A 26,950-nucleotide genomic window follows, 5' to 3' on the forward strand; every position below is an offset into this window, starting at 1 on the left:
GCTTATCAAAAGACGTTTTCTAAAAAGGAAGTTTCCATCAGTTTTGTAAATATGGAAGCATCAATCTTCTTTTTCACCTTCATGATTTAAAAAAATTACCTCAGAAATCGTTCCCTCCAGCATAATTTCTTTTGGAAGCATCATTTTAAGCACAAAGGAATGTCCTTTAATGCTTACAAACCCATTTGTTACCTTTAGTTTAAGCTCTTCATTTGTATACAGTGCTAAGCCTTGATGATTTTCAATATAAAAATGCAAATGTCCAATGATAGTTATGCGCGGCATTTCCATAACAACATCGGATGGAAGAGAGAATTGCTCCATTAAAAGCGAACGGATTCTTTGTTGCCATTTTTTCAATGATGATCCCCCCTCATTGATACATATGTAAATAATGCTTTGAACAGAACTAGATACGAGGAAAAACAAAGAAACACCTTAACCAGCATAACAATGCCGATTAAGGTGTTTGTATTTCCTTTTATTTTCTTCTTTGCACGATACTTCTATACGGCTGTTTCGCACGCGGCGGTCCTAAGACCTCTGCCATAATAATACCGTTGACTAATCCTTTTCCATCAAGATTTCCAGAAACACGCTTCTTCATTTCGTTCTTTCCTGGGCTATCTGCTTCATCCTTGCGATCCACAATCAAGTCTTTGAAATTTTGCTTTGCGTCTTCCACATCTTCTTGAGAGGAGGTTTGATAGCGATTTGTCATCCGCTCCATCTGTTTTCTCTGCTGTTCTTCAATACCTCCAGCAGAAATATCCGGACGTGCTCCCTCTCTGTAGACTTGACGCTCGGCACGAGGCTGCTCTCTTTTTCTTTGTGTCTGTCTTTGTGTCTGCTGTCTCGTTCTCATTTCTTGCGGGGAACGCTGCTGTCTTTGTCTTGACGGCGCCTGTTTATTTGGAGGTCTAGACTGCTCTTTTTTCTGTTCTTCCTGTTTCTTTTTAGAATCCCCCAGAAATGCAACTATTCCAGAAATAATGATAATAATAAGAAACAGATTTTCAAATATCCAGTCCATATGCCCCCTCCTTTATTTTCATTTTAATTACTTATTTTGGTCGTCATCCTTATTATCTGTAGAAAGCTTACCAATGGAATCACGCATATCTGTATCAGCATCAATGTTTTGATAGTTCATATAATCCATGACACCCATTTTGCCTGAACGCAATGCTTCTGCTAATGCAAGCGGAACATCTGCTTCGGCTTCTACTACTTTCGCGCGCATTTCCTGTACGCGGGCAAGCATTTCTTGTTCTTGTGCTACCGCCATTGCACGGCGTTCTTCCGCCTTCGCCTGAGCAATATTCTTATCTGCTTCGGCCTGATCAGTTTGCAGGATTGCACCAATGTTCTTACCGATGTCCACATCAGCAATATCAATGGATAAAATTTCAAAAGCTGTCCCAGAATCAAGACCTTTACTTAATACGGTTTGAGAAATCATATCTGGATTTTCTAAAACTTCTGTATGTGCATTAGAACTACCAATGGTACTTACAACCCCTTCGCCGACACGGGCGATGATTGTTTCTTCACCTGCACCACCGACTAAGCGGTCAATATTGGCACGCACGGTAATTCTGGCTAATGCCTTTACTTCGATACCATCCATTGCAATACCGGCAATAAATGGTGTTTCAATTACTTTCGGGTTTACACTCATTTGTACCGCTTCTAATACATCACGGCCTGCTAAGTCAATCGCAGCTGCCCGTTCAAATAATAAATCAATATTTGCCCGCTGTGCTGCAATAAGTGCGTTTACTACTCTGTCTACATTACCGCCTGCCAAATAGTGGCTTTCCAGCTGGTTGGTTTTCACATTCATCCCGGCTTTATGCGCTTTGATAAGCGGGTTGATAACACGGTTTGGCACTACCCGGCGCAAGCGCATACCGATGAGCGTAAAGATACTGATTTTTACTCCGGCTGCCAAGGCACTAATCCATAGTGCAACTGGTACAAAAGTAAATAAAATAGCTAAAGCAATAACGATGACCGCAATAATAATAAGCGGCATTAAAATATTTTCGTCCATGCTGATTCCTCCTGATTTCAATAATAATTATTTCACTTCCCTAACAACGACACGAACACCTTCTACACGAATTACTTTCACTTTCTTACCCTTGTCAACAAAAGTGCCGTCTGACACGACATCGATTGTTTCATCATTTAATTCTACCAGTCCAGAGGGGCGCAGCGCTGTTAATGAGTTCCCTTCAAGTCCGACAAGTTCTAAACGGTTTACGGAGGATACATAACCATCTTCTGTTGCTGTACTGTCCCTTAATACAATATGGCGAAAAACCCCTTTATCCATACCTATTCTTCTAAATAAGATGACAGCAAGAATCACAGCAATTAAAAAGGCAATCCCTATGCTCATTGACATGTGTACCATATCATACCCTGACATGAATAAGGAACCAATCACCGCGGCTATTCCCAGCACTCCCAGTATCCCGCCGGTTACAAAGAATTCTGCTACAATCAGACCGATACCGATAATAAGCAGCAGCAGCGCCTCCATGCCTGCTAATCCGGCAACAACATGCCCGTAAAAGAATAATACTAAGGATACCAGTCCTAATATTCCCGGTACGCCAAAACCTGGAGAGTACAGCTCTACAATCAAACCGATACTGGCAACAGATAATAAAATAGGAATAACAACCGGATGCGTTAAAAACCTCGCCAGTTCTTCTGCCATCGAAGTTTCTGTTTCTACAACCGTTGCTTCAGACAGATTAAGCTCTTCCAGAAGTTCAGCACGGTTAGAAACAATTCCTTCTGCATATCCAACTTCAACTGCTTCTCTCGGGCCGAGTGTCAGGAACTGTCCTTCAGGAGCTCCATACTCCGGTAAATCAATACTGTTATCAGCCATTGCCGCAGCATAAATAGGATCTCTGTCATTTGATTCTGCAGCACTTCTCATTTGCGCAAGCCAGGCAGATTGTGCTTTCTCATCTGCTGCTGTTCCGTCTTGATTAATAATCCCGCTCGCTCCCATGGTTGCATGCGGATTAAAATAAATATTATCAGAGAACAACGCAATATAAGATCCGGCAGATAATGCTTCATTGACAATATAAGCCGTTGTCGGGACAGTTATACTTTGGATATGCGAACCAATTTGTCCGGCAGAGTCAACACGGCCGCCAGGCGTATCGATTTCAAAAATAATATGATCTGCCCCGCTTTCCATCGCCTCTGTGGTAGCCCGGTCAATAAATGCTTCCAGGCCTCTTTCCACTTCCCGTTCAATTGGAACAATATAAACTGTTTCACCTTCACCCTGCTCAGCCTCTGTCTGCGTTCCAGTAAATATGGATACGATGGTTAAAACTGTTACAAACAATATGTATACAGCTAACCGCTTACGATGTCTTTTCAACTTGAGTCACCCCCTCCTCCTGCACCTTATCTATATTTACGAAAGTAATCCCTAAAAGGTTTCATTTTTCGTGGATGGGTATACTTTGATAGTACCATATCTCCTCAGGTTAGAGAAAGCTTCATCTAAGTTTGACAAGTTGAATGATTCTTTCATTTTCCCTTCGTTTCACTGCGGCCATTGATTTTCTGGACAAATTAAAAAACCAACCCCGATTTAGGGTTGGTTTTCTTTATCGCAATTGCTGCTCTACTATTTGTTTAATTTTGGTACCGTCTGCCTGTCCTTTAACCTTAGGCATCACGGAGCCCATTACTTTCCCCATATCTTTCATGGAGCCAGCATCAACTTCTTTTATTGTTTCCTGAATGATCGATGTTAATTCTTCATCTGAAAGCTGTTTTGGTAAATACTGCTCCAGTATTTCCAATTCTTTTTCGGTCTTTTCAACCAAATCTTCTCTTCCAGCATTTTTAAATTCTTGGAGGGAATCTTTTCTCTGTTTAACTTCTCTCGAAAGAATAGTTAATTCTTCGTCCTCAGATAGAGTATCTTTTCCAAGCTTAATCGATTCATTCTGAATAGAAGCTTTTACCATGCGAATAACGCTCAGGGTTTCTTTATCTTTGTTCTTCATCGCCTGCTTCATATCTTGATTTAATCGATCAAGTAGCGTCATACGTCACACCTTCTTTAGAATTTACGTTTTCTAGCAGCCTCTGATTTCTTCTTACGGCGTACACTAGGTTTTTCATAGTGTTCACGTTTACGATATTCTTGTAATGTACCACTTTTTGATACACTACGCTTAAAGCGACGAAGAGCATCCTCAAGAGACTCGTTTTTACGAACGCGAGTTGTATTTGACATGCTAATTTCCCTCCCTCCGAAGCACAAAACCATTTTTAATGCGAGCATGAACATACTTTCATGCCTTTTTAAATTATAATATAATCCCGCTAAGCGGTCAATGGTTATTTATTAATAATCTGAAGTTCCTTCTTTACCAGAGACAATCTCTACTCCGGCGCTTGCACCGATGCGTGTTGCTCCAGCTTCAATCATCGCTTCCGTTGTTTCCAGATCTCGGATTCCCCCAGATGCTTTTACTCCCATCTCCGGTCCGACAGTTTCCCGCATTAATCTGATATCTTCCACGGTTGCACCGCCGCCAGAGAATCCTGTCGAGGTCTTTACAAAATCTGCTCCAGCTTCTTTTGCTAATTGACAGGCTAATACTTTTTCCTCGTCTGTTAATAGAGCTGTCTCTATAATGACCTTCGTTAAAGCTTTGTTTTTTGCGGTATCTACAACTGCTTTTATATCTGCTTTCACCAATGCTTCGTTGCCAGCCTTCAGTTCTCCGACATTAATAACCATATCTACTTCTGTTGCTCCATTTTCGATAGCCTCTCTCGTTTCATAAACCTTTGTCTGTGTCGTCGTAGCTCCTAAAGGAAAGCCAATGACTGTACATACCTTCACTGGGGAATCCTTTAGTTCACTCACGCAATAAACAACCCAATGCGGATTAACACAAACGGATGCAAACTTATTTTCTTTTGCCTCTTCGACAATTTTTGCAATTTGACTTTTTGTCGAGTCAGGTTTTAATAATGTGTGGTCAATATAAGATGCTAAATTCATGATTGTTATCTCCTTTTATGCGTTTTTTTCTGCAACATGTGTCGCGTGATCCATCACACGTACGAAAACACCTTTATTCACAGGATAGCCAGACTCTATTATCTTCACTTTAACAATTTTACCAATCAAATCAGCTGAGCCTTCAAATTGCACTTTCATATAGTTATCTGTATAACCGATAAGCTGATTCTCTTCCTGTTCACTTGCATGCTCTTCCGGAATGACTTCCAGCACTTCGTCTTGATATTTGGAAGCATATTCTTTTGCAAGCTGATCCGATAATGTAATCAATGCATGCACACGTCTTTCTTTTACTTCATCTTCCACCTGGTTGTCCATTCTTGCTGCCGGCGTGCCGGTTCTTCTGGAGAATGGGAATACATGTAGCTCCGAATAACCGATTTCTTTAATGAAATCACAGGTCTCCTGGAATTCTTCCTCTGTTTCTCCAGGGAATCCGACAATAACATCCGATGTAATAGCAAGTCCAGGCAATGCTTTTTGTATCTTTTTTACTTTCTGACGGTAAAAGTCCGTGGAATACTTACGGCGCATTCTGGCCAATACCGGGTCAGAACCAGATTGCAGCGGAATATGCAGGTGACGGACGATTTTTTTACTTCTGTCCAGCACACGTATAACCTCGTCTGTAATTTGACTCGCTTCAATCGAACTGATACGGATACGTTCTAATCCTTCTACCTGCTCCAGTTCTTCCAGCAGCATCGCAAAATTATAGTCTTTTAAATCTTCTCCGTATCCTGCTGTATGTATTCCGGTAAGTACAAGCTCTTTATATCCTGCTTCTACTAATTTATTTGCCTGCGCAATAACATTTTCAGGCTCTCGGGAACGAAGCAGCCCTCTTGACCATGGAATAATACAAAACGTACAGAAGTTATTACATCCTTCTTGGATTTTGAGTGATGCCCGTGTACGGTCTGTGAATACTGGAACATCCATTTCCTCAAACACACGATTTTTCATAATGTTCGACACGCCGTTAACAGGTCCCTTTGTTTTTTCATGCTCTTCAATATATGCGAAGATGTTTTTACGCTCCTGTGTGCCGACAACCACGTCTACCCCGGGAATCTCCATGATTTCACCAGGAGAAGTCTGTGCATAGCAGCCTGTTACGCAAACGACTGCGTCAGGGTTCTTTCGGATGGCACGACGGATGGTCTGCCTGCTTTTTTTATCCCCTGTATTGGTAACTGTGCATGTATTAATAACATACACATCTGCATCATGATCAAAGTCTACCCGCTCATAGCCCTGCTCTTTAAACATTCTCCAGATGCCCTCGGTCTCGTAGTGATTTACTTTACAGCCAAGCGTGTGAAAGCTCACTGTTTTTGGCAATTTTTCAGCCATTTATATATCATCCTTTCATTTCATTCACAGTTAATTTTAGTTTATCCGTATTTAATGATATCACAAATATTTAAAAATACGATATAAAAGACCCTTTCATCCATATAAGTATGGTAAAAGGGCTTTTTTCTTTTCTCATTACAATGCTGCTGCACAATTTTAACCAGCTTCATTTCTACCTCGGTAACCTTTTCTCCTAAATCTTTTTATTTTATATTACTTAGAATAAGCTGCAAGCATCTGATCTAATAATTCCGGGCTGATCTTTTTTATCTCCTGTCCAGAAAGCTGATGATCGCTAATCCAGATTTTATGATTTTGAATCAGTTTTTCACTGAAATTACGGGCCCATCTTGCATTGGCCTTCTCTGCTTCCGGAAGGTTACGGTACACTTCACTGACCACGCTATGCAGGTGATTGGAATCGACCTGCCATTGCTTCGAAATATTTTTTTCAACGATTGCAGCAATATCATCCGGATGATAATCAGGGAAAATAATTTTTTCTGGAATACGTGAGCGGAGTCCTGGATTACTATCTAAGAATTTTTCCATCTCCTTCGTATAGCCAGCTAAAATCACCACAAATTTATCCCTGTAATTTTCTAAATAAGTGAGTAAGGTTTCCACAGCCTGCTTTCCAAAATCATTCTCACTACTATTCGTTAGCTGATAGGCTTCATCAATGAATAGAACACCGCCCATCGCCTGATTAATAATGCGCTTTGTATTTTTTTCTGTATGGCCGATATAGGAGCCTACTAAATCGGCACGATCCACCACTTTTACATTTTTACTCGGCAAAATATCCAAACAATAGAATAAAGAAGCAAGTATATTTGCTACAGTTGTTTTTCCCGTACCAGGGTTTCCTTCAAAAATCATATGATAGGTTGGATTAAAAGATAATTCACCTTCATCAGCGAGCATTTTATCAATTTTTACTTGTTTAACTAAACGATGTACGTATTCTTTTATTTCTTCTAACCCAATTAAATGGTCCAGCTGGGTTAATAATTCCTCCACCTTTTCTTCTTTATCCTCGCTGCTATTTCCCACTAAAGCATCTATGTCTTCATTTAAAATGGTCTGTGTATCTTCAGATTCTGTTTCAATAACCCTATTTGCCATTGTAATCATTAATTTTTGATTGAAATTACGAACCCATCTTGCATTACTTTCATCAACTGTCCGATTATATTGATTCATGACTATTTCTTTATACTTTTTTTCGTCAACGATATAATCCTGATCAAGTATATCTAAATAACCAATTTCAGCTATTTCCAAACTGGAATAGTCATCAAACACAAACTCATTCGGAATACGGGAAGCTAATCCGCTGTTCATCGAGAGGAAATTTTGCATATCATCAAAATATCCAGCAAAAATAATCATTATTTCACCACGATTATCTTCCATAAATTTTAAAATGGTCTCTACAGCTTCTGCTCCAAAATCATTATCGGAAGAGCTATGCAGGGTATATGCTTCATCAATAAATAAAATCCCTCCACGAGCACGGTCTAATACTGCTTGTGTTTTGGGAGCTGTCTCCCCAATATGGACCCCGACAAGATCTTTTCGCGTAGCCTCTACAAAATTGTCATTTGGAATAACCCCTTCCTGATATAATACATTTCCCAATAATCGAGCAACTGTTGTTTTACCTGTCCCGGGGTTGCCGAGAAATATCGAATGCAGATTAAGCGAGGCTGCCTTCAGCCCTTTCATTTTTCGGGATTGGTTAAACTTCATTGTATTGATAAATTGCTTAATCTGCTTTTTCAATTCCTTTAAACCATACATGTCATTAAGCTGCTCTAACGCAGATTTCTCCTCCTGCTGGACAGACACACTCTCAAGGCTCTGTTCCTCTCTGTCTGCTTCTGGCTTATATCTTTCTTCATCACTCGAATTGGTTTCTTCCGTCTGCTGTCCTTTTGCATTTATTTCCTGCTGATTCACATCTTCATCCCTATTATGTATCAAGACACGCTCTCCATTTACTTCTATTGTAGACTGGTCATTATGATAAATATCAAATATATTATTCTCGCCTAATTCTATTTTATCAATAATCAATAAGCCTTCATCTACATTTGCTTCCATATGATTTTCCGGGCTCTGAACCAGCGCAAAGTCAGCCCGAGAACCAGAATAAACCGTAAGCGCATATTTATTTGGATTCATACGCGGTAATTCCAACATCCCTGCAGCCTCCGCAAATGATTCGTTTTCTAAATACAGGATTACCCGGATTACTGCATTATTCAAATATACCTGTGATTGACTGACATACATGGAATCTGCCACCGCAGCATTCATTTCCAGCTTCGAACCTTCCTGAATATACATACCATACGGAGAATCTTGATTATAATAAATTTCTGATGAAACAATCTTTACATAGGAATTCACGCACCAAATGGTTGGATATTGCCCAGTTTCTTCACCATGCGCGATAACGTCTTTCAAAAATAAACTTGAATTTCCCGTCATATGGAACGCATTCATCTTTGGAGGCGCTAATAACATAAGATTTGATAGATTAAGCTTTGCATTATTCTGTAATGAAAAAAATCCATTACAGACAACATCATCGGGCCGATTTCCCGTCCCTTTGATCTCTAATTCAAAGATATTGTAGCCGTTCGGAAAATCATAAGTGCCTGGTTCAATAAGAATCGTATCTCCTTTAGAAGAATTCATAATGGCATCTTCAAGACGCTTTTTTCCAAATCCTTTGCCAACCTTCCATACTTTTCTCATTTATTACACCTGCTTTTCTATTTTTCTAACTTTCTCATTTTTCGCCATCTGACATATGCCAAGACAGCCTAAAAAAAGATTATTTTTTATTATAACTATTTATTTTGTATGTTATATTAGTATACCTGCTTATACAAGTAAGAAGAGACAACTAAATAAAAAATATTCATCAGCAATATTTTTTATTTACCCTAATCTGATTTACTCATAGAAATATCTAGAGGGCTTCTCTTCCATATTTGCGAAATAACTGTATACTGCAAGCTCTGCTTCCTTTCCTTTACTGAGTAGAATTTATACAATTTAACCATATAAAAACAGAGATAAATCTGCTCGTTTAAACCAGCCTTATCTCTGTTTTAATCTTCTCCTGATACAGCTTATTCCATCTTCACTTAAATGTTATCCAGATCCAGCTCTTCCATCATGCCTTTACCTCATCTTTTTTAACAAGGGTAAAGAAAACAATAGAGCCCATGAGCGTGGTGGTAAATATGATTGCCCCCATCGGAACTGCTGAAGACTCATTAATACCTGCAAGCGGGGAAAAAATAGAACCAAGCAGTAATGGCAGCATTCCTAAAACGGCGCTGGCACTTCCTGCACGATGATCCTGCTTGGACATTCCTAATGTAAAGGTGCTTGTCAATATCATTCCCATTGTAATCATATAAATAAATATGAATAAAACAATCAATGCTAAAGGTCCTTCAATAATGGTCATGATAAGCAATAAGGATGTTACCGTGAGTGCAATGACAACCGCTGCCTGAAGCATCGTTTTTTCTGGTATAATCCCGCTGAAGCGTCCGATGAGAAAGCTGCCTGTGATAATTGCCAGCCCATTGATGCCGAATAATACACTAAACACCTGCGGGGACACCCCATAGATATCCTGATAAACAAATGGCGTTCCAGATACATAAGCAAAGCTGCCCCCGTGGATAAAACCAACCACCAAGGCATAGCCGATAAAAGAACGGTCCTTCAGCAGACTGCCCATTGTTTTTAACGAAGCTCCTGCTGAGCTTGGAATACGCTTATGCGGCGGCAGCGTCTCTTTAAGCTTTATAGCTACAATGGTAACCGTAAGCAGTCCGACCACGCTTAAAAAGAAAAAGATACTTTTCCAGCTGGTCGAATCAAATGACAGAATAAAACCGCCTATCATCGGAGCAATCATGGGAGCAATCGCATTAATAACCATCAATAACGAAAAAAACTTCGTAAGTGCCTGTCCACTGAACACATCGCGTACAACTGCGCGGGAAAGAACGACCCCTGCAGAGGCAGTCAATCCTTGTAAAAAACGCATGGCGATTAATAGGGTAATATTTTGAGCAAAAGCACATAGTATGGATGCTACCGCAAACAGGCTCGTAGCAATCAACAATGGCTTCCTTCTGCCCTGAGCGTCACTGATCGGGCCGGCAAATAATTGCCCGATCGCCAGGCCCAATAGACATGCTGTTAAACTCGCCTGTACGAGTGTAGCGCTTGTGTCTAAATCTCGTGCAATCTCAGGAAAACTAGGTAAATACATATCGATATTAAGCGGCCCTAAAAAAGCAAGCAGACCAAGAAGCAATGCTAATCCTAATCGGGCTGCTCCCGTAGGATTATGCTCTATCGATTTTTCTCTTTCAAAATTCAATCATTCTCACTCCTAACAGCGTCATGGCAAATGACTTTAAACAGTAAAATTTTATATTTTCCTGGTGCGCCTGTCAAATCTTTCAAACACAATAGTTGATTTATTAAATGAACGCATGGTTGCAAAGTATATCAAGTGAGTATGTCATGATTAGATGATAAACTAACAGTATATGCAAGTCTATCAAAAACAATGGGGGTTTACCAATGATAAAGGCAATTGCAGTGGATATGGACGGAACTTTTTTAGACTCCAGCAGTAATTATGACCGGAAAAGATTTGACGGTATTTTTCAGCAGCTTCAAGAAAATGAGATAAAATTTATTGTTGCAAGCGGAAATCAATACGCCCAATTAACATCTTTTTTCAAAGGAAAAGAAGATAACATTTATTTTGTAGCGGAAAATGGAGCGATTATCTATGACTCTCCTAAACTGGAAACAATCGACAGCTTTCCTAATGAATTTGTTCAAAAAGCGGTTGACTATTTAATACACAGCATAGATAAAGCAGCGTTTATTTTATGTGGATTACACAGTGCATATATTTTAAAAAGCGCTGACAACGATTTTAAAAAATTTGCCAAGCATTATTATCACCAATTAAAAGAAGTGGAACATTTTGATTCTTTGCCGAATGATACGTTTGTTAAATTTGCTTTAAATGTAGAAGTCAATCAAACCAGTCACATCGTTTATCAATTAAATCAAGCCTTTCAAGGAGAGATGCAGGCGGTTTCCAGCGGCCATGGCAGTATCGATATGATTATTCCCGGAGTAAACAAAGGAAACGGATTAAACATATTATTAGACAGATGGAATATCTCCCCGCATGAATTGCTCGCCTTTGGAGATGCCAATAATGACTTAGAGATGCTGGCTTTAACAGAACACAGTTATGCAATGGAAACCTGCAGCCCGGAAGTGCAAAAGACCGCTAAACATAGAGCTCCTTCCAATGATGAATCCGGCGTCCTGCAAATAATAGAAACTTATCTGAATTGACATATCGCCGGGCTTAAAATTATGGATATATAAGAAAAAAGGTAAAACAACCGAAAAGAGGCTGGTTTACCTTTTAATTCTTATTCCTTAATTCTTCCATATGATAAGAAATACTGGCAAGCGCATATAACGCCGCCGTTTCGGTACGTAATATCCGCTTTCCAAGCCGGATTGGCTGGAAGCCGGCACCTTTCAAACTAGCAGCTTCTTCTGCAGAGATACCACCCTCTGGACCTATTACCAGCAGAATGCGGTCATGATCAGACAGGTTATCCAATACAGATGCAAAAGCAGAAGTATTTCCTGCCGCTCCCTTCGCCTCTTCTTCATATGCAAACAGCTTTACATGATAGGTTTCACTTTCTTTTATCAATGTTTTTAACTGCATCACCTGTAACAGCTCAGGAATCTGGTTGCGATGACTCTGCTCGCTGGCTTCCTTTATGATTTTACCGAAACGTTTTGCTTTTTTATGAAACTTTTGTTCATCCCATTTAGCAACAGAACGATCCGCTGCAAAGGGAATAAATTTCGCTGCACCGAGCTCTGTTCCTTTTTGGAGTATCCATTCAAATTTATCACCCTTAGGAATTCCTTGTGCAATACTTACTTCCACTGGCAATTCAACAGATTCATCCAACCAGCTTTCGATGACTGCCTGCACTTCTGTTTCATGTATTTCTTCAATCTTACAAAGCGCTGATTTTCCGTCATCCGTATTGCAAATAATCTCATCGCCGGGCTTATTTCTCATCACCCTGGCGATATGGTGCACGTCTTCTCCAGTAATTTTGATTGTCTGATCTTCTACTTGTTCTTTCGAAATAAAATAGCGCTGCATCAGCCATCACCTACTTTTATTCTGGTTTCTTGGCAACAATGGAAACCCAATCTTCCAATTCACTGACAGAGATAATCTCAAAACCAGCTTCTGTCAGACGATCACGGACCAATTGTTTCTTCTTCTGAATAATTCCTGAAGTGATAAAATGACCACCAGGTCGAAGGTTTTTATAAGCATCTTCTACAAATCGGACGATAATTTCAGCAAGGATGTTGGAGACAATGACATCAGCCTGACCGTCTACCCCATCAAGTAAATTATTTTGTTTCGCCGTCACTTGATTTTGAAGATGATTTAGTTTCACATTCAAATTGGTGCTTTTAACAGCTATATCGTCCAAATCAAAAGCCTGTACAGATTCAGCGCCTAATTTAATCGAAGCAATGCTTAAGACGCCTGAACCACAGCCCACATCAATAATCTTATCATCAGGCTGCACATACGCTTCTAAACCTTGAATACTTAATATGGTTGTAGGATGGGTCCCTGTTCCAAAAGCCATCCCCGGATCCAGTTCAATAATTAATTCATCCGTAGAGACCGGCTGATAGTCCTCCCAAGTTGGAGTGATTGTAATCCGATTGGATATTTTAACCGGTTTATAGTATTTCTTCCAGGCACTCGCCCACTCTTCTTCATGAACCTCACTCAAGCTTACTTCGTTTTTCCCTAAATCAATATCGTAAAGCAGTAATTGGTTGATTGCCTGTTTAATTTCTTCCACTGTTTCACCTAAAAAGCTGTTCATCGGCAGATACGCCTTGATACGGACACCCTCATCCGGATAATCTTCCGGATTAAGCTCCACAATTTCTCCAAAGCCTTCCCCTTCAAAATGCTTTAAATCTAACGGATCTTCAATAACTAACCCGCTCGCACCTGTTTCATGCAAAATATTTGAAATAGGCTCCACTGCTTCATTTGTCGTAAGAATCGTAATCTCTGACCATTTCATGTTGTACACCGCCGTTCTTTTGAAATATCTATGTAAACAGAGATGCCTCCAGCCTGCTTATCTGAAAAAATATCATCAAAACTACAAGCTGGAGGACCACTCTGATTAGTCTCCTTTGAACGCTTTACGAAAACGCTGGAAAATATTATCCTCTTGTTCATCGGTGGATTCATTTCCGCCTAATTCATTAAATTGACGCAGTAAATCTTTTTGTTTATCTGACAGATTAGTCGGCGTCATTACTTTTACTTTAATGTGCTGGTCGCCCTGGCCTCTGCCATGAACATTTGGCGCCCCTTTTCCTTTTAAGCGGAAGGTTTTCCCTGCTTGAGTGCCGGCAGGAATTCGTAATTTAACCTTCCCATGGACCGTAGGCACTTCAATTTCATCGCCTAAAGCCGCTTGTGCAAAGGTAAGTGGCAGTTCACAGAAAATATGGTCACCTTCGCGGACAAAGAAATCATGTTTACGAACACGAATAACAACAAATAAATCCCCTGCTGGACCCCCATTTTTCCCAGGGTCTCCTTTGCCGGCTACACGGATTTGCTGCCCTTCATCGATACCGGCTGGAATGTCAATATGGATTTTTTTCTTTCTATTAACTGTTCCAGCACCGCCACAGGTCTCACATTTTTCAGGAATGATTTTCCCTGTACCATTACAGTAATGACACACGCGGCGATTGACAACACGGCCAAATGGCGTATTTTGTTCTTGATTTAATTGACCCGAGCCGTGACAATGGGAGCATGTGTCTACTTTTGTTCCCGGTTTGGCTCCTGAACCATGACACGTATCACATTCTTCTTCTTTTGGAACTTCAATATCGGTTTCTTTTCCAAAAATCGCTTCTTCAAAATCAAGAATCAGCGTATATTGTAAATCGTCGCCCTGCTGTGGCGCATTCGGATCACGTGAACGTCCGCCGCCACCGAAAAACATATCAAAAATATCACTGAAACCACCGAAGTCTTGAGCTCCGCCACCGCCGCCAAAGCCTCCGAAGCCTTGACCCTGTGCGCCTGCATGCCCAAATTGATCATATTGTGCTTTTTTCTGATCGTCACTTAATACTTCGTAAGCTTCTTTTGCTTCTTTAAATTTTTCTGCTGCGCCCTCTTCTTTATTTACATCCGGATGATATTTACGAGCCAGTTTCCGGTAGCTCTTCTTTATCTCATCTTTTGAGGCGCCCTTATCCACACCTAAGACATCATAATAATCTCGTTTTGCCAAATTATTCACTCCCGATACTCTGATTGCATAAGTTTAATCATATCATCATTCATTTGTCTATGGCAACAATGAATATCAGCTTCAAACTAATTTACCTGTAAGCACTATCTTGCTTCTATCCTGTCTGTAAAAAAGCCAAAGCCAAGAGAATCCTGACTTTGACTTTTATTCAGCAGTTATTCATTATTTATTTTCTTTATCGTCATCATCGACTTCTGTATAATCTGCATCAACAACATCGTCACCTTGCTGACCTTCTGCATTTTCTGCTCCTTGTGCTTCTTGAGCTTCTTGTTGTACCTGCTCATAAAGCTTAGCAGAAAGCTGCTGTACTTTTTCTTCCAAAGCTTCTTTTTTCGCTTTAATTTGTTCTTGGTCATTAGACTCTAAAGCTTCTTTCAATTCATCTCTTGCAGCTTCTGCCTGTTGTTTATCTTCATCAGAAACCTTATCGCCTAAATCTTTTAATGTTTTATCTGTTGTGAATACAAGCTGATCTGCCTGGTTGCGAAGCTCTACTTCTTCACGGCGTGCTTTATCCGCATCCGCGTTTTCTTCTGCTTCTTTGACCATGCGATCTACTTCATCATCAGATAAACCGGAAGAAGACTTGATCGTAATTGATTGTTCTTTATTTGTACCTAAATCTTTCGCTCTAACATTAACAATACCATTCGCATCAATATCAAAGGATACTTCGATTTGAGGCATTCCGCGCGGTGCAGGCGGGATATCTGTTAATTGGAAACGGCCAAGCGTTTTGTTATCTGCCGCCATTTCACGCTCACCTTGAAGTACATGGATATCTACTGCAGTTTGGTTATCTGCTGCTGTAGAGAATGTTTGAGATGCACTTGTCGGAATAGTTGTATTACGTTCAATCAGTTTTGTAAACACAGCGCCCATTGTTTCAATACCTAAAGAAAGTGGTGTTACGTCAAGTAATAATACGTCTTTCACGTCTCCTTGAAGGACACCGCCTTGGATTGCTGCACCAAGTGCTACAACTTCATCCGGGTTTACGCCTTTAGAAGGATCTTGACCTAATTCTTTCTTGATTGCTTCCTGTACAGCTGGAATACGTGTAGAACCGCCGACTAAGATAACTTTATGAATATCCTTGTTCGACAAGCCTGCATCAGAAAGCGCACGGCGAGTCGGTTTCATTGTACGTTCTACTAAATCAGATGATAACTCATCGAATTTCGCACGTGATAATGTCATTTCTAAGTGTAATGGACCAGCTTCACCTGCTGTAATAAATGGCAGAGAAATTTGTGTCTGTGCAACACCAGATAAATCCTTCTTCGCTTTCTCTGCAGCATCTTTCAAGCGCTGTACAGCCATTTTATCTTTAGAAAGATCAATGCCATTTTCTTTTCTGAATTCTTCTACCATATGCTTGATAATGACTTCATCAAAGTCATCTCCGCCAAGACGATTGTCTCCGGCTGTTGCAACAACTTCGAATGTGCCATCGCCAATGTCAAGGATAGATACATCAAAGGTACCGCCGCCAAGGTCATATACAAGAATCGTTTGATCTTGATCATCTTTATCAATACCATAGGCAAGCGCTGCAGCTGTTGGTTCGTTGATAATACGTTCTACTTCAAGACCAGCAATTTTACCAGCATCTTTTGTTGCTTGACGTTCTGCGTCATTAAAGTAAGCAGGAACCGTAATTACTGCTTTATCTACACTTTCGCCAATATAATCTTCTGCATAGGATTTAATATGCTGCAGAATAATCGCTGAAATTTCTTGCGGTGTATAGTCTTTATCGCCAATCGTTACTTTATAGTCAGTACCGATATGACGTTTGATAGATTGAACTGTATCCGGGTTGGTAATTGCTTGACGTTTTGCAACCTCCCCAACTTGTCTTTCTCCATTTTTAAAGGATACAACAGATGGTGTTGTACGGTTTCCTTCCGGGTTAGGGATAACGACTGCTTCGCCACCCTCCATCACTGATACGCATGAGTTTGTTGTTCCTAAGTCGATTCCGATAATTTTACTCATTCTTTATTTCCTCCTTCAATACTTCTGCGACACTTTTTTTAATTATTTATTTACTTTTACCATTGCAGGGCGGATAACCCGATCTTTTAAGAGATAGCCTTTTTGCAGCTCTTCCACTACTTTATTTGCTTCTACAGAATCATCTTCAATCTGCATTACTGCATGATGCACATTCGGGTCAAAGTCAGCACCTTCTGTTTCAATAACTGAAACACCCTGTGACGTAAATACATCCTTTAATTGACGATACACCATATCAATTCCTTCCAGGATGCTCTTATTTTCTTCAGATACTTCTACTTGCAGCGCGCGTTCGAAATTATCCATCACAGGAAGCAATTCCTGAACCATATCCTGTGCTTTGTATTTACGATCTGCTTCGCGCTCTTTTAATGTACGTCGTTTATAATTATCAAACTCTGCCTGCAAACGAAGCATGCGGCCTTCCAGTTCTTCTTTTTCATTTTTCAGTGCTTCTATTTGAGCTTCTGACGCATCATTTTCTTCTGCAGTTTCTGCATCTGTACCTGCTTCTTCAGCTGTCTCTTCTACAATTTCCTGTTCTTCTTGCATTGCTTCTTCTTTTTTTTCATTCTCTGACATCTACTCAGGCACCTCTTTTCTAATTTCCAATTAAAAACTATACCATAGAAGATATAGTTAGAAAACTAAAATCCTTGTTTTCCTTATGATTTATCACTATACCATTTCCCCATTGCACCAGTCATTTCCTTTGAAATGCTTTCCATTAAGGATAATACTTTTTTATATTCCATTCTCGTAGGACCAAGCAGTGCAATGGTACCCATCTGGCCGCCGCCAATGTGATAAGAAGCAGTAATTAAACTCAAGTCTTTAATCTCTTCCACTTCATTTTCATGGCCAATAGAAACTTTAATACCTTGATTGGAGTTTTTCAAGAGATTTACAATTTCATCCTCACGCTCCATCAGGGAGTAAAACGAACGAATTCGATCCACATCATTAAATTCCGGCTGCATTAAAATATTGGCTTTCCCGCCAAAATAAAGCTTAACTGCCTGCTCTTGCGTGAAGAGCGTGCGAATCCAATTGATAGAAGAATCAACTCCATTCATATATTTCATCATCAAGGAAGCTACTTCATTTTGAATCACCTTGGGAATTCGATAAAGCGGAACGCCCTGAAGACGGTCATTTAAAATATTGACGAGCTTTTCGATATCAGATGATGAAACTCCTTTTGGCAATGTAAAGGAACGGTGCTCTACATGCCCTGTGTTTGTTACCAAAATCGCTACTGCTGATTGATCGGATAGTGCTAATACCTGAATCTGCTTTACGGTTGCTTCAAACATTTCCGGTCCAAGAATGATAGACGTATAATTGGTCAGTTTAGAAAGGGCTTCTGCTGCCGTCTGCACAATCTGTTCAAACTCATATATCCCGTTATTTGTTAATCTTTCAATGATACCCAGTCCATGCTGATGGATTTCAGGACCAATTAAATGATCAACATAATAACGATATCCTTTTTCTGAAGGCACGCGTCCAGAAGATGTATGCGTCTTTTCTAAAAACCCCGATTCTTCTAAATCCGCCATCTCGTTTCGAATGGTTGCGGCACTGTACGGCAGGGTATCTTTTTTAGATAATGCCCTGGAGCCGACCGGTTTAGCAGATTCTATAAAATCATCAATAATCACCTGCAATATCATAAGTTGCCTATCTGTTAACATGATGATCACCTCTGTTAGCACTCTCATCTTTTGAGTGCTAAATCTATAATAAAATTATCAAATTCAATTTCTTTTGTCAAACCGTTTGGCTTTTTACTTCCTTTATTTTTTGTTCAAAGTTCTCCAATAATAAAAATTGCTGAAAAACCCTGTCCCCGAGAAGCATTCCTCTATTTGTCAATACATAGCTTCCATCATGGTAAGTTACTAATTTATCGTTTGTTAACTGAAGTAACTCTTCCTGATATAATTTATCCAGCGATAGTCCATATCTTTCCCTGAATGCTTCTGTATTAATCCCTTCTGCTTTTCGGAGCTGCAGAAATAATTCTTCTTCAATCTGATCCTGCAGGGTTATTTCCTCAAAATGTTCGACTGCTGATCCGCTGCGGCTAATTTCCTTCATATAAGTCCCCAGCGGTTTATAATTTGCCGTCCGCTTTCCCGGTAAATAACCATGAGCCCCTGCTCCGAAACCAAAATAATAATCATTATTCCAATAGGTTAAATTATGCTTACTCTCAAACCCCGGCTTGGCAAAATTACTTATTTCATATTGATAGACGCCCTGCTTTTTCATATTTTCCTGAAGCAGCTGATACATTTCTACTTCATCATCCTCTGGAGGCTGGTGCAGGGCTCCTTTTCTCCGTTTATGATAAAACACGGTCTTCGGTTCAATTTGCAGCGCATAGGTTGAATAATGCGGCAGACCGAATTGCAGTGCTTCCTTTAAAGTTTTTTCAAAGTGGGCAACGGTTTGATCCGGGAGAGCATAAATTAAATCCAGGCTAATATTAGAGAAATTTGACTGTGTAAGAATATCAACTGTTGTATAAACATCCTTCACTCGATGCATGCGCCCGATTTTTTCAAGCATCTCATCATCCATTACCTGAACTCCAAAAGAAATTCGATTTACACCATAACCGTGAAGTAATTTTGCTTTATCCGTATCAATATCCCCCGGATTGATTTCGATTGTAAATTCTTCGCAGGAGGAGAGGTCAAACTTTTCATTTAAAAACTGAAAAAGCTTCTGCAATTGCTCCATCGACAAAGCAGTTGGTGTTCCTCCGCCCATATAAATCGTCCGAAAGACATTTTTCCTTCCTGGGATAGCTGTGTCTATTTCTTTTATTAAAGCATCTATAAAGGCATCTGCCTTCGTCTCCATGTAAAAGTATTTTACAAAATTACAGTAATGGCAGATCTGCTTGCAAAAAGGAATATGAATATATACTGACTGAACTTGCATCGATTGAACTTCCTTCCTTTGTTAAAAAAACAGATAAGATAACTCTTTCTTGTTTTCCTCTTCAGAAACACCAGTTGTTATTTCTGAAGTTATTTTATAATACTTTATGTCCTCTCGCAATGTAAACGAAAAATCGGCCTGTGACCTCCTAATTCAAAGGCAAGAACATCGCTTAGTCATTAAAACACGATATTCTTGCCAATCAGCAAGTCTTCTTTAAAGGAGATGAGCTCGGATCGGGGCCCATGGAAAGCGTAGTATTTTTCCGCAGCGGCTATTTACAGCTATTTTTATAAGCATTCTTATTCTTTAAAAAATCCCGCAACCGGCAGAAAACACGGTAACGGGATTAATTAATAGCGACAATAGATTATTTCAGCAGTTAATCCTCATCCATCTTCAGGACTGCCATAAACGCTTCCTGAGGAACTTCTACAGAACCTACCATCTTCATACGCTTTTTACCTTCTTTTTGCTTTTCAAGAAGCTTTCTTTTTCGGGAAATATCTCCGCCGTAAAGCTTTGCTGTTACATCCTTACGTACCGCTTTGATATTAGAACGGGCTACAATTTTGTTACCGATTGCTGCTTGAATCGGCACTTCAAATTGCTGTCTTGGAATTAGTGTCTTCAGCTTTTCAACAATCTGCTTTCCGCGTTCATACGCAAAGTCACGGTGGACAACAAGCGATAACGCATCAATTGAATCGCCATTAAGCAATATATCCATTTTCACAAGGCGGGAAGGCTGGTAGCCGATCAGCTCATAATCAAATGAAGCATATCCCTTTGTCTGTGATTTTAACTGGTCAAAGAAGTCATATACAATCTCCGAAAGCGGAATATGATAGACTACATTTACACGAATATCATCTAAATATTGCATATCTACAAAATTCCCGCGTTTCTTTTGGGCAATTTCCATCACTGCTCCGACGTAATCGTTCGGAACCATAATTGTAGCTTCTACGTATGGCTCACGTACTTCCTCAATTACTTGTGGATCTGGCATTTCAGAAGGGTTATCAACCGAAAACACATCACCATTCGTCAGCTCAACTTCAAAAATAACACTTGGAGCAGTCGTAATTAAACTGATACCAAATTCTCTTTCAATACGCTCTTGGACAATTTCCATGTGGAGCAGTCCCAGGAATCCGCAGCGGTAGCCGAAACCAAGCGCCTGGGAAGTCTCTGCTTCGTATTGCAGGGAAGAATCATTCAGTTCTAAACGTTCTAACGCTTCTCTTAAATCATTGTAATCATTAGAATCTACCGGATATAGTCCGCAGAATACCATTGGATTCAGACGGCGGTAACCAGGCAGCGCTGTATCCGCTGGTCGATCAGCCAACGTAATCGTATCTCCGACCCTTGAATCACCGACATTTTTAATCGATGCAGTTAAATAACCAACATCCCCGACCGTCAACTCTTTTTTGGCAAGCTGCTTCGGTGTAAATACCCCGACTTCATTCACTTCAAATTCTTTTCCGGTAGCCATCATCTTAATTTTGTCTCCGACTTTCACAGAGCCTTCCTTCACACAAACATAAGCGATAACCCCGCGGTAAGTATCATAAAGCGAGTCAAAGATTAACGCTTTTAACGGGTCCTCAGCCTCTCCAGGGGGCTCTGGAACAACCTCTGCTACACGCTCCAGAATTTCCTCAATCCCTATATTTGCTTTGGCAGAAGCTAGAATTGCTTCATCGCCGTCGATCCCTAACACATCTTCCAGCTCTTTTTTCACTTTTTCCGTATCAGCACTCGGCAAATCAATTTTATTAATTACCGGAATGATTTCTAAATCATTTTCCATCGCTAAATAAACGTTTGCCAAGGTCTGCGCTTCAATCCCCTGTGCTGCGTCTACGACAAGAATCGCTCCTTCACAGGCTGCCAAGCTTCTGGATACCTCATAAGTAAAATCAACATGGCCTGGCGTATCGATTAAATGAAAAATAAATTCTTCGCCAGCCTGGTTTGTATATTTTAATTGTACTGCATTCAGTTTAATGGTTATTCCGCGTTCACGCTCTAAATCCATTCCGTCCAGCAGCTGGTCTTTCATTTCACGTTTTGTCACGGTTTCTGTATTTTCAAGAATACGATCAGCTAATGTAGACTTCCCATGATCGATATGGGCAATAATCGAAAAGTTTCTGACCTTTCTTTTTTTATTCGTCATTTCACGCACACTCCTAAGTTTTTCCTGTAGCCCCTATTTTTCTTCCCATAACAAAAGGCGTCAATTACTAGCATTGATTATAGCAATTGACGCCTTGAGATTCAATGATTAACTTAGGTGTTGATTAAAAAAACAACTCTCCTATTCCATACATGATGGATACAATTACTTCAAATAATTGTTTGACGATGCCTCCCATAGTAGCTGCTGTACGGTTGGTCAACGAATAATTTCCACCTTCAAGTACATCTGTTTCTGCAACAATAATCTCTTCCTGTTCCTCTCTATCTTGCGCTTCATCCTCTATTACTTCAACTGCAGGAGTGTCGGAGGATACCGTTTGTTCAGCCGGCTCATTCTTCTGCATTCCAAATACGAGTCCGCTCAGAAAAAAGATGACGAGCAATAATAATATAATAATATTTCGCATCAAATCGCTCCTTACATAAGAATATTCACATACTTATTCATCAGACTGAACGGCTTCGGCATCCCAATAATAGTCGCTGAATACTTCCGCTAAGGCATCAGCAGAACGATACAGCTCATCCATCGTGTTATCTACACCGCCAAATTCAATCAACAATGCATTTTCTGCCATATCCTGATTGTAAACGCCATTCCCGCTTGATCCGTCCTTTTGGAACACTCCCCGGCTTAAACCCGGATATTCTTCTTCCATCAATCCATGCAGCTCTGTTGCTACTTTCAGATTCCTTTCATAATCCGGATGCCCGGTGCCGATAACAAATAAAATCTTTGCATAATCTTCGCCTTCAATCGTTTGTGTCGTCTTGTCTCTGCGAAGGGCGTCTCTATGAAGGTCAAACATGTATTGAATCTCCTGATTGCCGGCCACTGCTTCCGCAACAATATCCCGAGAGACTTCGTAGGATTGATGATATCCCATGCCTCTTTCATTCAGGAGCTCCCCGAAATCTGTATTATCTACTTGTGTGCCAATTCCTTTCCTTTTAAGACCTTCTGCTAAACGATCACTGACATTTGTGATATTAATCTCCCCATGCATGGCGCTATTGGGGTCTGTTTCATCTGGCAAATGCGGTAAAAACGACTCTCTGTTGTGGGTATTATAAATAAACACAACATCTCTGTCTCCAGTTGTTTGCTCGCTTTCCGTTTCCTCTGTTTCTTCCTCCGTTTCTTCTGCATCTCCTGTCTCCTCCTCATCTTCACCTGTCAGCACCGCTTCCCTTTCCCTTAATACTTCCTCTAAAGGCGGATTGGACTCAATCGGAAAATGAGTAAAATCATTTTCACTTGCCATTAATAATTGATTGTCAAATATCGAAAAACCTGGAATTTCATTACCAAAAAAGCTCCTGGGATCTGTTGGTTTCACATTAGACGTAAGCTCAAGAAACACACCAGATAATTGAGGTATTTCTGCTTCCCCTTCCGGAAAACTCTGCTTATAAGCACGATTTTCCATTGTAATCAAATGATAAAAAATCGCACTGTCCATTTCCTTCGTCCAATTCGATAACGTATCTGATGAAAATCGATAGGCAGGCTGGACTGCCGTTAATATACTTATTAAAAGAAATATACTGACAAAAAATATAATATAAAGCCCGCTTCGTCGAGAAAAGGTTTGTACCATTTTGCTCCAGTTATTTTTTTTCATAAAAATACACGATGCCACCTTTCTCTAATAACTCTATAGTCCAACCTATGAGTAAACTAGAGAAAGTAGAACCGTGTAAAAAGAAAAAATAGACTTGATAGAGGATGTTAAAGCTTCATACGGCTACCTGGAATAGCTTGAAAAATTATCAATCGTTACTGTCTCATGTAATGCAGCGTTCAGCCCATTTGCTATCACTTCAGCCATATCAATCATAAAGCCGTCTACCTCTTTAGGCGTAACCATTAAATTATGACCAATCGGCGTTAATACTTCCATTATCAGCTGTCTTTTTTCTTCTTCCGACAGGCCGCCAACAATGCCGAACAGCTTTTCCCGCTGTGCTTTATCAGGCAAGTCCTCATCTGTTAACTGCTTCGAGCCGAAATTCATACCAGCAGGAGTTAAGGATTTAGATGGATCATCTCTTTCATTCCATTCTCTACCGAAGTGTTTCAATAAGTAATCAATGGTATCGCTTGTAATAGTAACTGCATCCACCACCGTTGGCACGCCAATAGCAATCACAGGTATACCGAGTGTCTGACGGCTTATTTCTTTTCGTTTATTGCCAACCCCTGAACCTGGATGTATACCTGTATCCGATAATTGAATGGTTTCATTCACTCTGCTGATAGATCTCGATGCTAGCGCGTCAATGGCAATAACGAAATCAGGCTGGTATTTTTCGATAATCCCAAAAATCACATCGCTGGTTTCTATACCTGTCACTCCCATCACACCCGGTGTAATCGCAGCTACTTCGCTATATCCTTCTGCCACAGATTCCGGCTGAAGACGAAATAAATGACTGGTTACCAGCACTTTCTCTACCGTCATCGGACCCAAAGCATCCGGTGTTACATTCCAATTACCTAACCCCACAATCAGACAAGAGGCCTGATCAGGCAAGTCTTGCTTTCTCATTAATTCCTCCAGCTCTTTTGCTAAAATCTTCGCTGCTTGATGCTGTTTCTCTGTATCTTGCTTTTTGACACCGTCAGTATGAATGGTGACATAGTTCCCCGGCTTCTTCCCAATTTGTTCAGCGCCTGCCTCATCAATCGTCACATAGGAAATATTTATATCCTTTATCGTGCTTTCTTTAAATGTGACACCCGCAACTTCCTTCTGTTTATTGTCTTGCTTTTCCGTATACATATCCTTTGCTTCTACAGCTAAGTCTGTTCTTACTTGAAAATGATCCTCTCTATTTTTCATTACACCGCACCCCTTTGTTCAATATGCTTTATTCTGATAAAATAAAATTCCATTATCTAAAAATAAAGCTTTCCTTCTACACTTTATTTTTAGATGGAAATTTCACCGGATAAACTACTGTTTTCAAACATTCTTAGCATGCACGCCTGGAATAAATTCATACCAATTTATTGATTAAGCAACAATTCTATTGAAAAGATTAGGTAGCTTTGGTAAAATACTCTTGTCGTACTGTGAATATAGACAATTGATGAAAGCATACAAAAGGGCATGTTCAGAAGCAATTCAGCTTGAACAACCTCTAAAACATGTTTTTTAAAATCGTATACTTTTTAGGAGGTGAATAAACATGGCAAATATTAAATCTGCAATCAAACGTGTAGAAGTTAACCAAAAGAAACGCGCTAATAACGTTTCCCAGCTTTCTGAAATGCGTACGGAGATTAAACGTGTAGAAAAATTTGTAGAAGCAAACGATGTGGAAAATGCAAAAGCAGCATTCCAATCTGCGAACAAGCAAATTGATAAAGCGGCTCAAAAAGGAATTATCCACAAAAACGCTGCTAGCCGTCAAAAATCTCGTTTAGCAAAAAAAGTTAACGCATCATAATAAATAAAAGGTGAAGTAAGTACGGACAATTGCCGTAAATACTTCACCTTTTATTATGTTTTTGAAACGCAGCTCACTATACTAAATCCATCAACAGTAATTCAAATGCCAGCCCTTTTTCCATCAGTCCCTGCTTCATTTTGGCATCCGTTTCTGCAAGCTGGCAAAGGATGTAAGACAGACGCTCTTCGGGCAGTTTAGCTTCTCTGGCCATTGCTACTTTAATAACATATGGATGTGCGCCAATATGCTTCTGAATTTGAAATTGAGAATACCCCTTCTTTTTCAGCTGCTTCACTCTTAAAATCATACGAAATTGGTAAGCAAGCAGTCCAATCATCGCAATTGGATCCTCGTTCATTTTCTCTAAATCCTGATAAATTTGAATTGCTTCCTGAATACTTCCTTTCATAACTGCATCGACAAGTGCGATAGACGTAGTGGTCGGGGTATGTGACACTAACTGCTGTGCAATATCTTTTGTAACAACCCCATTTTCTCCAACATAAAGAGCCAGCTTTTCCATCTCGCTTTGCAGGAGCTGGATATTATTAGAGACCTCTGCTTCCAATATTTCCATCGCCTCTTGTTCAATTTCTATCTCATATGACTTCATCAGACTTTGAATCCAATTTCTTGCATCTTTTTCTTTTACTTGTTGACAATCCACGGGGGACGCCAGTTTCTTTAATTGTTTTGTTACTTTTTTACGCTCATCTAATTTTTCATAAGGCGCTATAACCAATAACACCGAATACTCAGGCGGATTTTGCAGATACTCCTGTAAATACGTTAAATCATGTTCAAACGGTGTTTTATCGGGTTTTGTTTTCACAAAAGAAGCATTGGCGGCAAATATTAATTTGCGTTCACCGAAAAATGGAAATGTTTCTGCATCTGCTAATACTTCCTGTATGGAGGTTTCTTCTAAATCATAAAGGGATAAATTAGTCTTATCTCCGTCTAAAACTGTTTTTACTAACCGGTCTTTTAATTGTTCCAGAAAAAAGGATTCTGTTCCAAAAGCAAAGTAAACCGGATGAATCTGATTAGTTTTTATTTTTTTTAGTTGGTCCATCATGCATATTACGCTTCCCATCTAGACATTATTTCGATACTGAGCATGTGAATGTTCCATGCATAAACTCGTCTCTTTTTATCCTATAAGGAAGCAGACATAAACGCAACAAAAAAATAAAGGAAGAACCGCAAGACTTTTGCATCCTTCCTTTATGAAGCATCTATATTAAACGCCTTAAAATAAGCTCTAGAAACAAATTTTAAGAACGATATTTGCTTATATATAATTTGCGCTTCTGTGCAAAAACTATAGATGTCAACTGTTGCTAAAATTGGCTGTTACCATATA

Annotated in this window: 24 protein-coding genes; 2 read left to right on the top strand and 22 right to left on the bottom strand. The window is 39.9% G+C overall.

Annotated elements, in window-relative coordinates:
* Window positions 1-60: 60 nt before the first annotated feature.
* The 10 genes from yqfC to ACW0TQ_RS07445 form a co-directional block, all read right to left on the bottom strand.
* The gene (gene yqfC, locus ACW0TQ_RS07400; RefSeq protein ID WP_084612996.1) at window positions 61-360 is read right to left on the bottom strand and encodes a sporulation protein YqfC; all 300 of its coding nucleotides are present in this window, start codon (window positions 358-360) and stop codon (window positions 61-63) included.
* Between the two features lie 121 nt (window positions 361-481).
* Window positions 482-1,033, bottom strand: a complete 552-nt coding sequence (locus ACW0TQ_RS07405; RefSeq protein WP_212929083.1) for a hypothetical protein — start codon at window positions 1,031-1,033, stop codon at window positions 482-484.
* Between the two features lie 27 nt (window positions 1,034-1,060).
* Window positions 1,061-2,056 carry a flotillin-like protein FloA gene (gene floA / locus ACW0TQ_RS07410; RefSeq protein WP_040980627.1) on the bottom strand — a complete coding sequence of 332 codons (996 nt, stop codon included), beginning with the start codon at window positions 2,054-2,056 and terminating at the stop codon, window positions 1,061-1,063.
* Window positions 2,057-2,083: 27 nt separating this feature from the next.
* On the bottom strand, window positions 2,084-3,418 hold the full coding sequence (locus ACW0TQ_RS07415; RefSeq protein ID WP_212929082.1) for an NfeD family protein: 1,335 nt from the start codon (window positions 3,416-3,418) through the stop codon (window positions 2,084-2,086).
* A 232-nt stretch (window positions 3,419-3,650) separates the two neighbouring features.
* Complete coding sequence (locus ACW0TQ_RS07420) at window positions 3,651-4,097, bottom strand: GatB/YqeY domain-containing protein (RefSeq protein WP_193063950.1); 447 nt, start codon at window positions 4,095-4,097, stop codon at window positions 3,651-3,653.
* Window positions 4,098-4,111: 14 nt separating this feature from the next.
* On the bottom strand, window positions 4,112-4,288 hold the full coding sequence (gene rpsU, locus ACW0TQ_RS07425) for a 30S ribosomal protein S21 (RefSeq protein WP_019377991.1): 177 nt from the start codon (window positions 4,286-4,288) through the stop codon (window positions 4,112-4,114).
* A 111-nt stretch (window positions 4,289-4,399) separates the two neighbouring features.
* Entirely contained in the window at window positions 4,400-5,065 is a 666-nt protein-coding gene (gene deoC / locus ACW0TQ_RS07430; protein WP_193063951.1) for a deoxyribose-phosphate aldolase, read from the bottom strand.
* A gap of 15 nt (window positions 5,066-5,080) precedes the next feature.
* A complete protein-coding gene (mtaB, locus tag ACW0TQ_RS07435; RefSeq protein WP_455725459.1) occupies window positions 5,081-6,442 on the bottom strand; it encodes a tRNA (N(6)-L-threonylcarbamoyladenosine(37)-C(2))-methylthiotransferase MtaB in 1,362 nt (453 codons plus the stop codon).
* Between the two features lie 216 nt (window positions 6,443-6,658).
* Window positions 6,659-9,214 carry an AAA family ATPase gene (locus ACW0TQ_RS07440; protein WP_455725460.1) on the bottom strand — a complete coding sequence of 852 codons (2,556 nt, stop codon included), beginning with the start codon at window positions 9,212-9,214 and terminating at the stop codon, window positions 6,659-6,661.
* 424 nt (window positions 9,215-9,638) lie between these two features.
* Window positions 9,639-10,844 (bottom strand): Bcr/CflA family efflux MFS transporter, encoded by a 1,206-nt coding sequence (locus tag ACW0TQ_RS07445; protein WP_455725474.1) that lies wholly within the window; start codon window positions 10,842-10,844, stop codon window positions 9,639-9,641.
* A gap of 230 nt (window positions 10,845-11,074) precedes the next feature.
* Here ACW0TQ_RS07445 and ACW0TQ_RS07450 point away from each other — a divergent pair, with 230 nt between their 5' ends.
* Window positions 11,075-11,872: a Cof-type HAD-IIB family hydrolase gene (locus ACW0TQ_RS07450; protein WP_256704820.1), complete on the top strand. Its 798-nt coding sequence runs from the start codon at window positions 11,075-11,077 to the stop codon at window positions 11,870-11,872.
* 73 nt (window positions 11,873-11,945) lie between these two features.
* On the opposite strand, the gene ACW0TQ_RS07455 is transcribed toward ACW0TQ_RS07450, so the two are convergent.
* From ACW0TQ_RS07455 to gpr, 11 genes are all read right to left on the bottom strand, one after another.
* Window positions 11,946-12,713, bottom strand: a complete 768-nt coding sequence (locus tag ACW0TQ_RS07455; RefSeq protein WP_256704821.1) for a 16S rRNA (uracil(1498)-N(3))-methyltransferase — start codon at window positions 12,711-12,713, stop codon at window positions 11,946-11,948.
* Window positions 12,714-12,729: 16 nt separating this feature from the next.
* Window positions 12,730-13,671 (bottom strand): 50S ribosomal protein L11 methyltransferase, encoded by a 942-nt coding sequence (gene prmA, locus ACW0TQ_RS07460; protein ID WP_256704822.1) that lies wholly within the window; start codon window positions 13,669-13,671, stop codon window positions 12,730-12,732.
* 105 nt (window positions 13,672-13,776) lie between these two features.
* Entirely contained in the window at window positions 13,777-14,910 is a 1,134-nt protein-coding gene (dnaJ, locus tag ACW0TQ_RS07465) for a molecular chaperone DnaJ (RefSeq protein ID WP_042534846.1), read from the bottom strand.
* Between the two features lie 183 nt (window positions 14,911-15,093).
* Window positions 15,094-16,935: a molecular chaperone DnaK gene (gene dnaK / locus ACW0TQ_RS07470; protein WP_212929081.1), complete on the bottom strand. Its 1,842-nt coding sequence runs from the start codon at window positions 16,933-16,935 to the stop codon at window positions 15,094-15,096.
* Window positions 16,936-16,977: 42 nt separating this feature from the next.
* Window positions 16,978-17,538 (bottom strand): nucleotide exchange factor GrpE, encoded by a 561-nt coding sequence (gene grpE / locus ACW0TQ_RS07475; protein WP_042534850.1) that lies wholly within the window; start codon window positions 17,536-17,538, stop codon window positions 16,978-16,980.
* A gap of 83 nt (window positions 17,539-17,621) precedes the next feature.
* A complete protein-coding gene (gene hrcA / locus ACW0TQ_RS07480) occupies window positions 17,622-18,653 on the bottom strand; it encodes a heat-inducible transcriptional repressor HrcA (protein WP_256704823.1) in 1,032 nt (343 codons plus the stop codon).
* A gap of 76 nt (window positions 18,654-18,729) precedes the next feature.
* Window positions 18,730-19,911 (bottom strand): radical SAM family heme chaperone HemW, encoded by a 1,182-nt coding sequence (gene hemW, locus ACW0TQ_RS07485; RefSeq protein ID WP_042534853.1) that lies wholly within the window; start codon window positions 19,909-19,911, stop codon window positions 18,730-18,732.
* Between the two features lie 382 nt (window positions 19,912-20,293).
* Entirely contained in the window at window positions 20,294-22,102 is a 1,809-nt protein-coding gene (gene lepA / locus ACW0TQ_RS07490) for a translation elongation factor 4 (protein ID WP_368900647.1), read from the bottom strand.
* Window positions 22,103-22,226: 124 nt separating this feature from the next.
* Complete coding sequence (locus tag ACW0TQ_RS07495) at window positions 22,227-22,532, bottom strand: hypothetical protein (protein ID WP_042534855.1); 306 nt, start codon at window positions 22,530-22,532, stop codon at window positions 22,227-22,229.
* A gap of 33 nt (window positions 22,533-22,565) precedes the next feature.
* A complete protein-coding gene (locus tag ACW0TQ_RS07500) occupies window positions 22,566-23,750 on the bottom strand; it encodes a stage II sporulation protein P (RefSeq protein ID WP_193064679.1) in 1,185 nt (394 codons plus the stop codon).
* Window positions 23,751-23,873: 123 nt separating this feature from the next.
* Window positions 23,874-24,971 carry a GPR endopeptidase gene (gpr, locus tag ACW0TQ_RS07505; RefSeq protein WP_042534857.1) on the bottom strand — a complete coding sequence of 366 codons (1,098 nt, stop codon included), beginning with the start codon at window positions 24,969-24,971 and terminating at the stop codon, window positions 23,874-23,876.
* 349 nt (window positions 24,972-25,320) lie between these two features.
* On the opposite strand from gpr, the gene rpsT reads away from it, so the two are divergent.
* Window positions 25,321-25,581 carry a 30S ribosomal protein S20 gene (rpsT, locus tag ACW0TQ_RS07510; protein ID WP_455725461.1) on the top strand — a complete coding sequence of 87 codons (261 nt, stop codon included), beginning with the start codon at window positions 25,321-25,323 and terminating at the stop codon, window positions 25,579-25,581.
* A gap of 76 nt (window positions 25,582-25,657) precedes the next feature.
* Here rpsT and holA read toward each other — a convergent pair whose 3' ends face one another.
* Complete coding sequence (holA, locus tag ACW0TQ_RS07515; RefSeq protein ID WP_256704826.1) at window positions 25,658-26,662, bottom strand: DNA polymerase III subunit delta; 1,005 nt, start codon at window positions 26,660-26,662, stop codon at window positions 25,658-25,660.
* Window positions 26,663-26,950 lie beyond the last annotated feature (288 nt).

The organism is Oceanobacillus sp. M60 (genome assembly GCF_053839645.1).

What these genes read in the sequence shown, in the direction of transcription:
- ACW0TQ_RS07405 (WP_212929083.1), bottom strand. Translation starts at nt 1,033, where the DNA reads ATGGACTGGATATTTGAAAATCTGTTTCTTATTATTATCATTATTTCT.
- floA (WP_040980627.1), bottom strand. Translation starts at nt 2,056, where the DNA reads ATGGACGAAAATATTTTAATGCCGCTTATTATTATTGCGGTCATCGTT.
- ACW0TQ_RS07420 (WP_193063950.1), bottom strand. Translation starts at nt 4,097, where the DNA reads ATGACGCTACTTGATCGATTAAATCAAGATATGAAGCAGGCGATGAAG.
- rpsU (WP_019377991.1), bottom strand. Translation starts at nt 4,288, where the DNA reads ATGTCAAATACAACTCGCGTTCGTAAAAACGAGTCTCTTGAGGATGCT.
- deoC (WP_193063951.1), bottom strand. Translation starts at nt 5,065, where the DNA reads ATGAATTTAGCATCTTATATTGACCACACATTATTAAAACCTGACTCG.
- mtaB (WP_455725459.1), bottom strand. Translation starts at nt 6,442, where the DNA reads ATGGCTGAAAAATTGCCAAAAACAGTGAGCTTTCACACGCTTGGCTGT.
- ACW0TQ_RS07440 (WP_455725460.1), bottom strand. Translation starts at nt 9,214, where the DNA reads ATGAGAAAAGTATGGAAGGTTGGCAAAGGATTTGGAAAAAAGCGTCTT.
- ACW0TQ_RS07450 (WP_256704820.1), top strand. Translation starts at nt 11,075, where the DNA reads ATGATAAAGGCAATTGCAGTGGATATGGACGGAACTTTTTTAGACTCC.
- ACW0TQ_RS07455 (WP_256704821.1), bottom strand. Translation starts at nt 12,713, where the DNA reads ATGCAGCGCTATTTTATTTCGAAAGAACAAGTAGAAGATCAGACAATC.
- prmA (WP_256704822.1), bottom strand. Translation starts at nt 13,671, where the DNA reads ATGAAATGGTCAGAGATTACGATTCTTACGACAAATGAAGCAGTGGAG.
- dnaK (WP_212929081.1), bottom strand. Translation starts at nt 16,935, where the DNA reads ATGAGTAAAATTATCGGAATCGACTTAGGAACAACAAACTCATGCGTA.
- grpE (WP_042534850.1), bottom strand. Translation starts at nt 17,538, where the DNA reads ATGTCAGAGAATGAAAAAAAAGAAGAAGCAATGCAAGAAGAACAGGAA.
- hrcA (WP_256704823.1), bottom strand. Translation starts at nt 18,653, where the DNA reads ATGTTAACAGATAGGCAACTTATGATATTGCAGGTGATTATTGATGAT.
- hemW (WP_042534853.1), bottom strand. Translation starts at nt 19,911, where the DNA reads ATGCAAGTTCAGTCAGTATATATTCATATTCCTTTTTGCAAGCAGATC.
- lepA (WP_368900647.1), bottom strand. Translation starts at nt 22,102, where the DNA reads ATGACGAATAAAAAAAGAAAGGTCAGAAACTTTTCGATTATTGCCCAT.
- ACW0TQ_RS07495 (WP_042534855.1), bottom strand. Translation starts at nt 22,532, where the DNA reads ATGCGAAATATTATTATATTATTATTGCTCGTCATCTTTTTTCTGAGC.
- ACW0TQ_RS07500 (WP_193064679.1), bottom strand. Translation starts at nt 23,750, where the DNA reads ATGAAAAAAAATAACTGGAGCAAAATGGTACAAACCTTTTCTCGACGA.
- gpr (WP_042534857.1), bottom strand. Translation starts at nt 24,971, where the DNA reads ATGAAAAATAGAGAGGATCATTTTCAAGTAAGAACAGACTTAGCTGTA.
- rpsT (WP_455725461.1), top strand. Translation starts at nt 25,321, where the DNA reads ATGGCAAATATTAAATCTGCAATCAAACGTGTAGAAGTTAACCAAAAG.
- holA (WP_256704826.1), bottom strand. Translation starts at nt 26,662, where the DNA reads ATGATGGACCAACTAAAAAAAATAAAAACTAATCAGATTCATCCGGTT.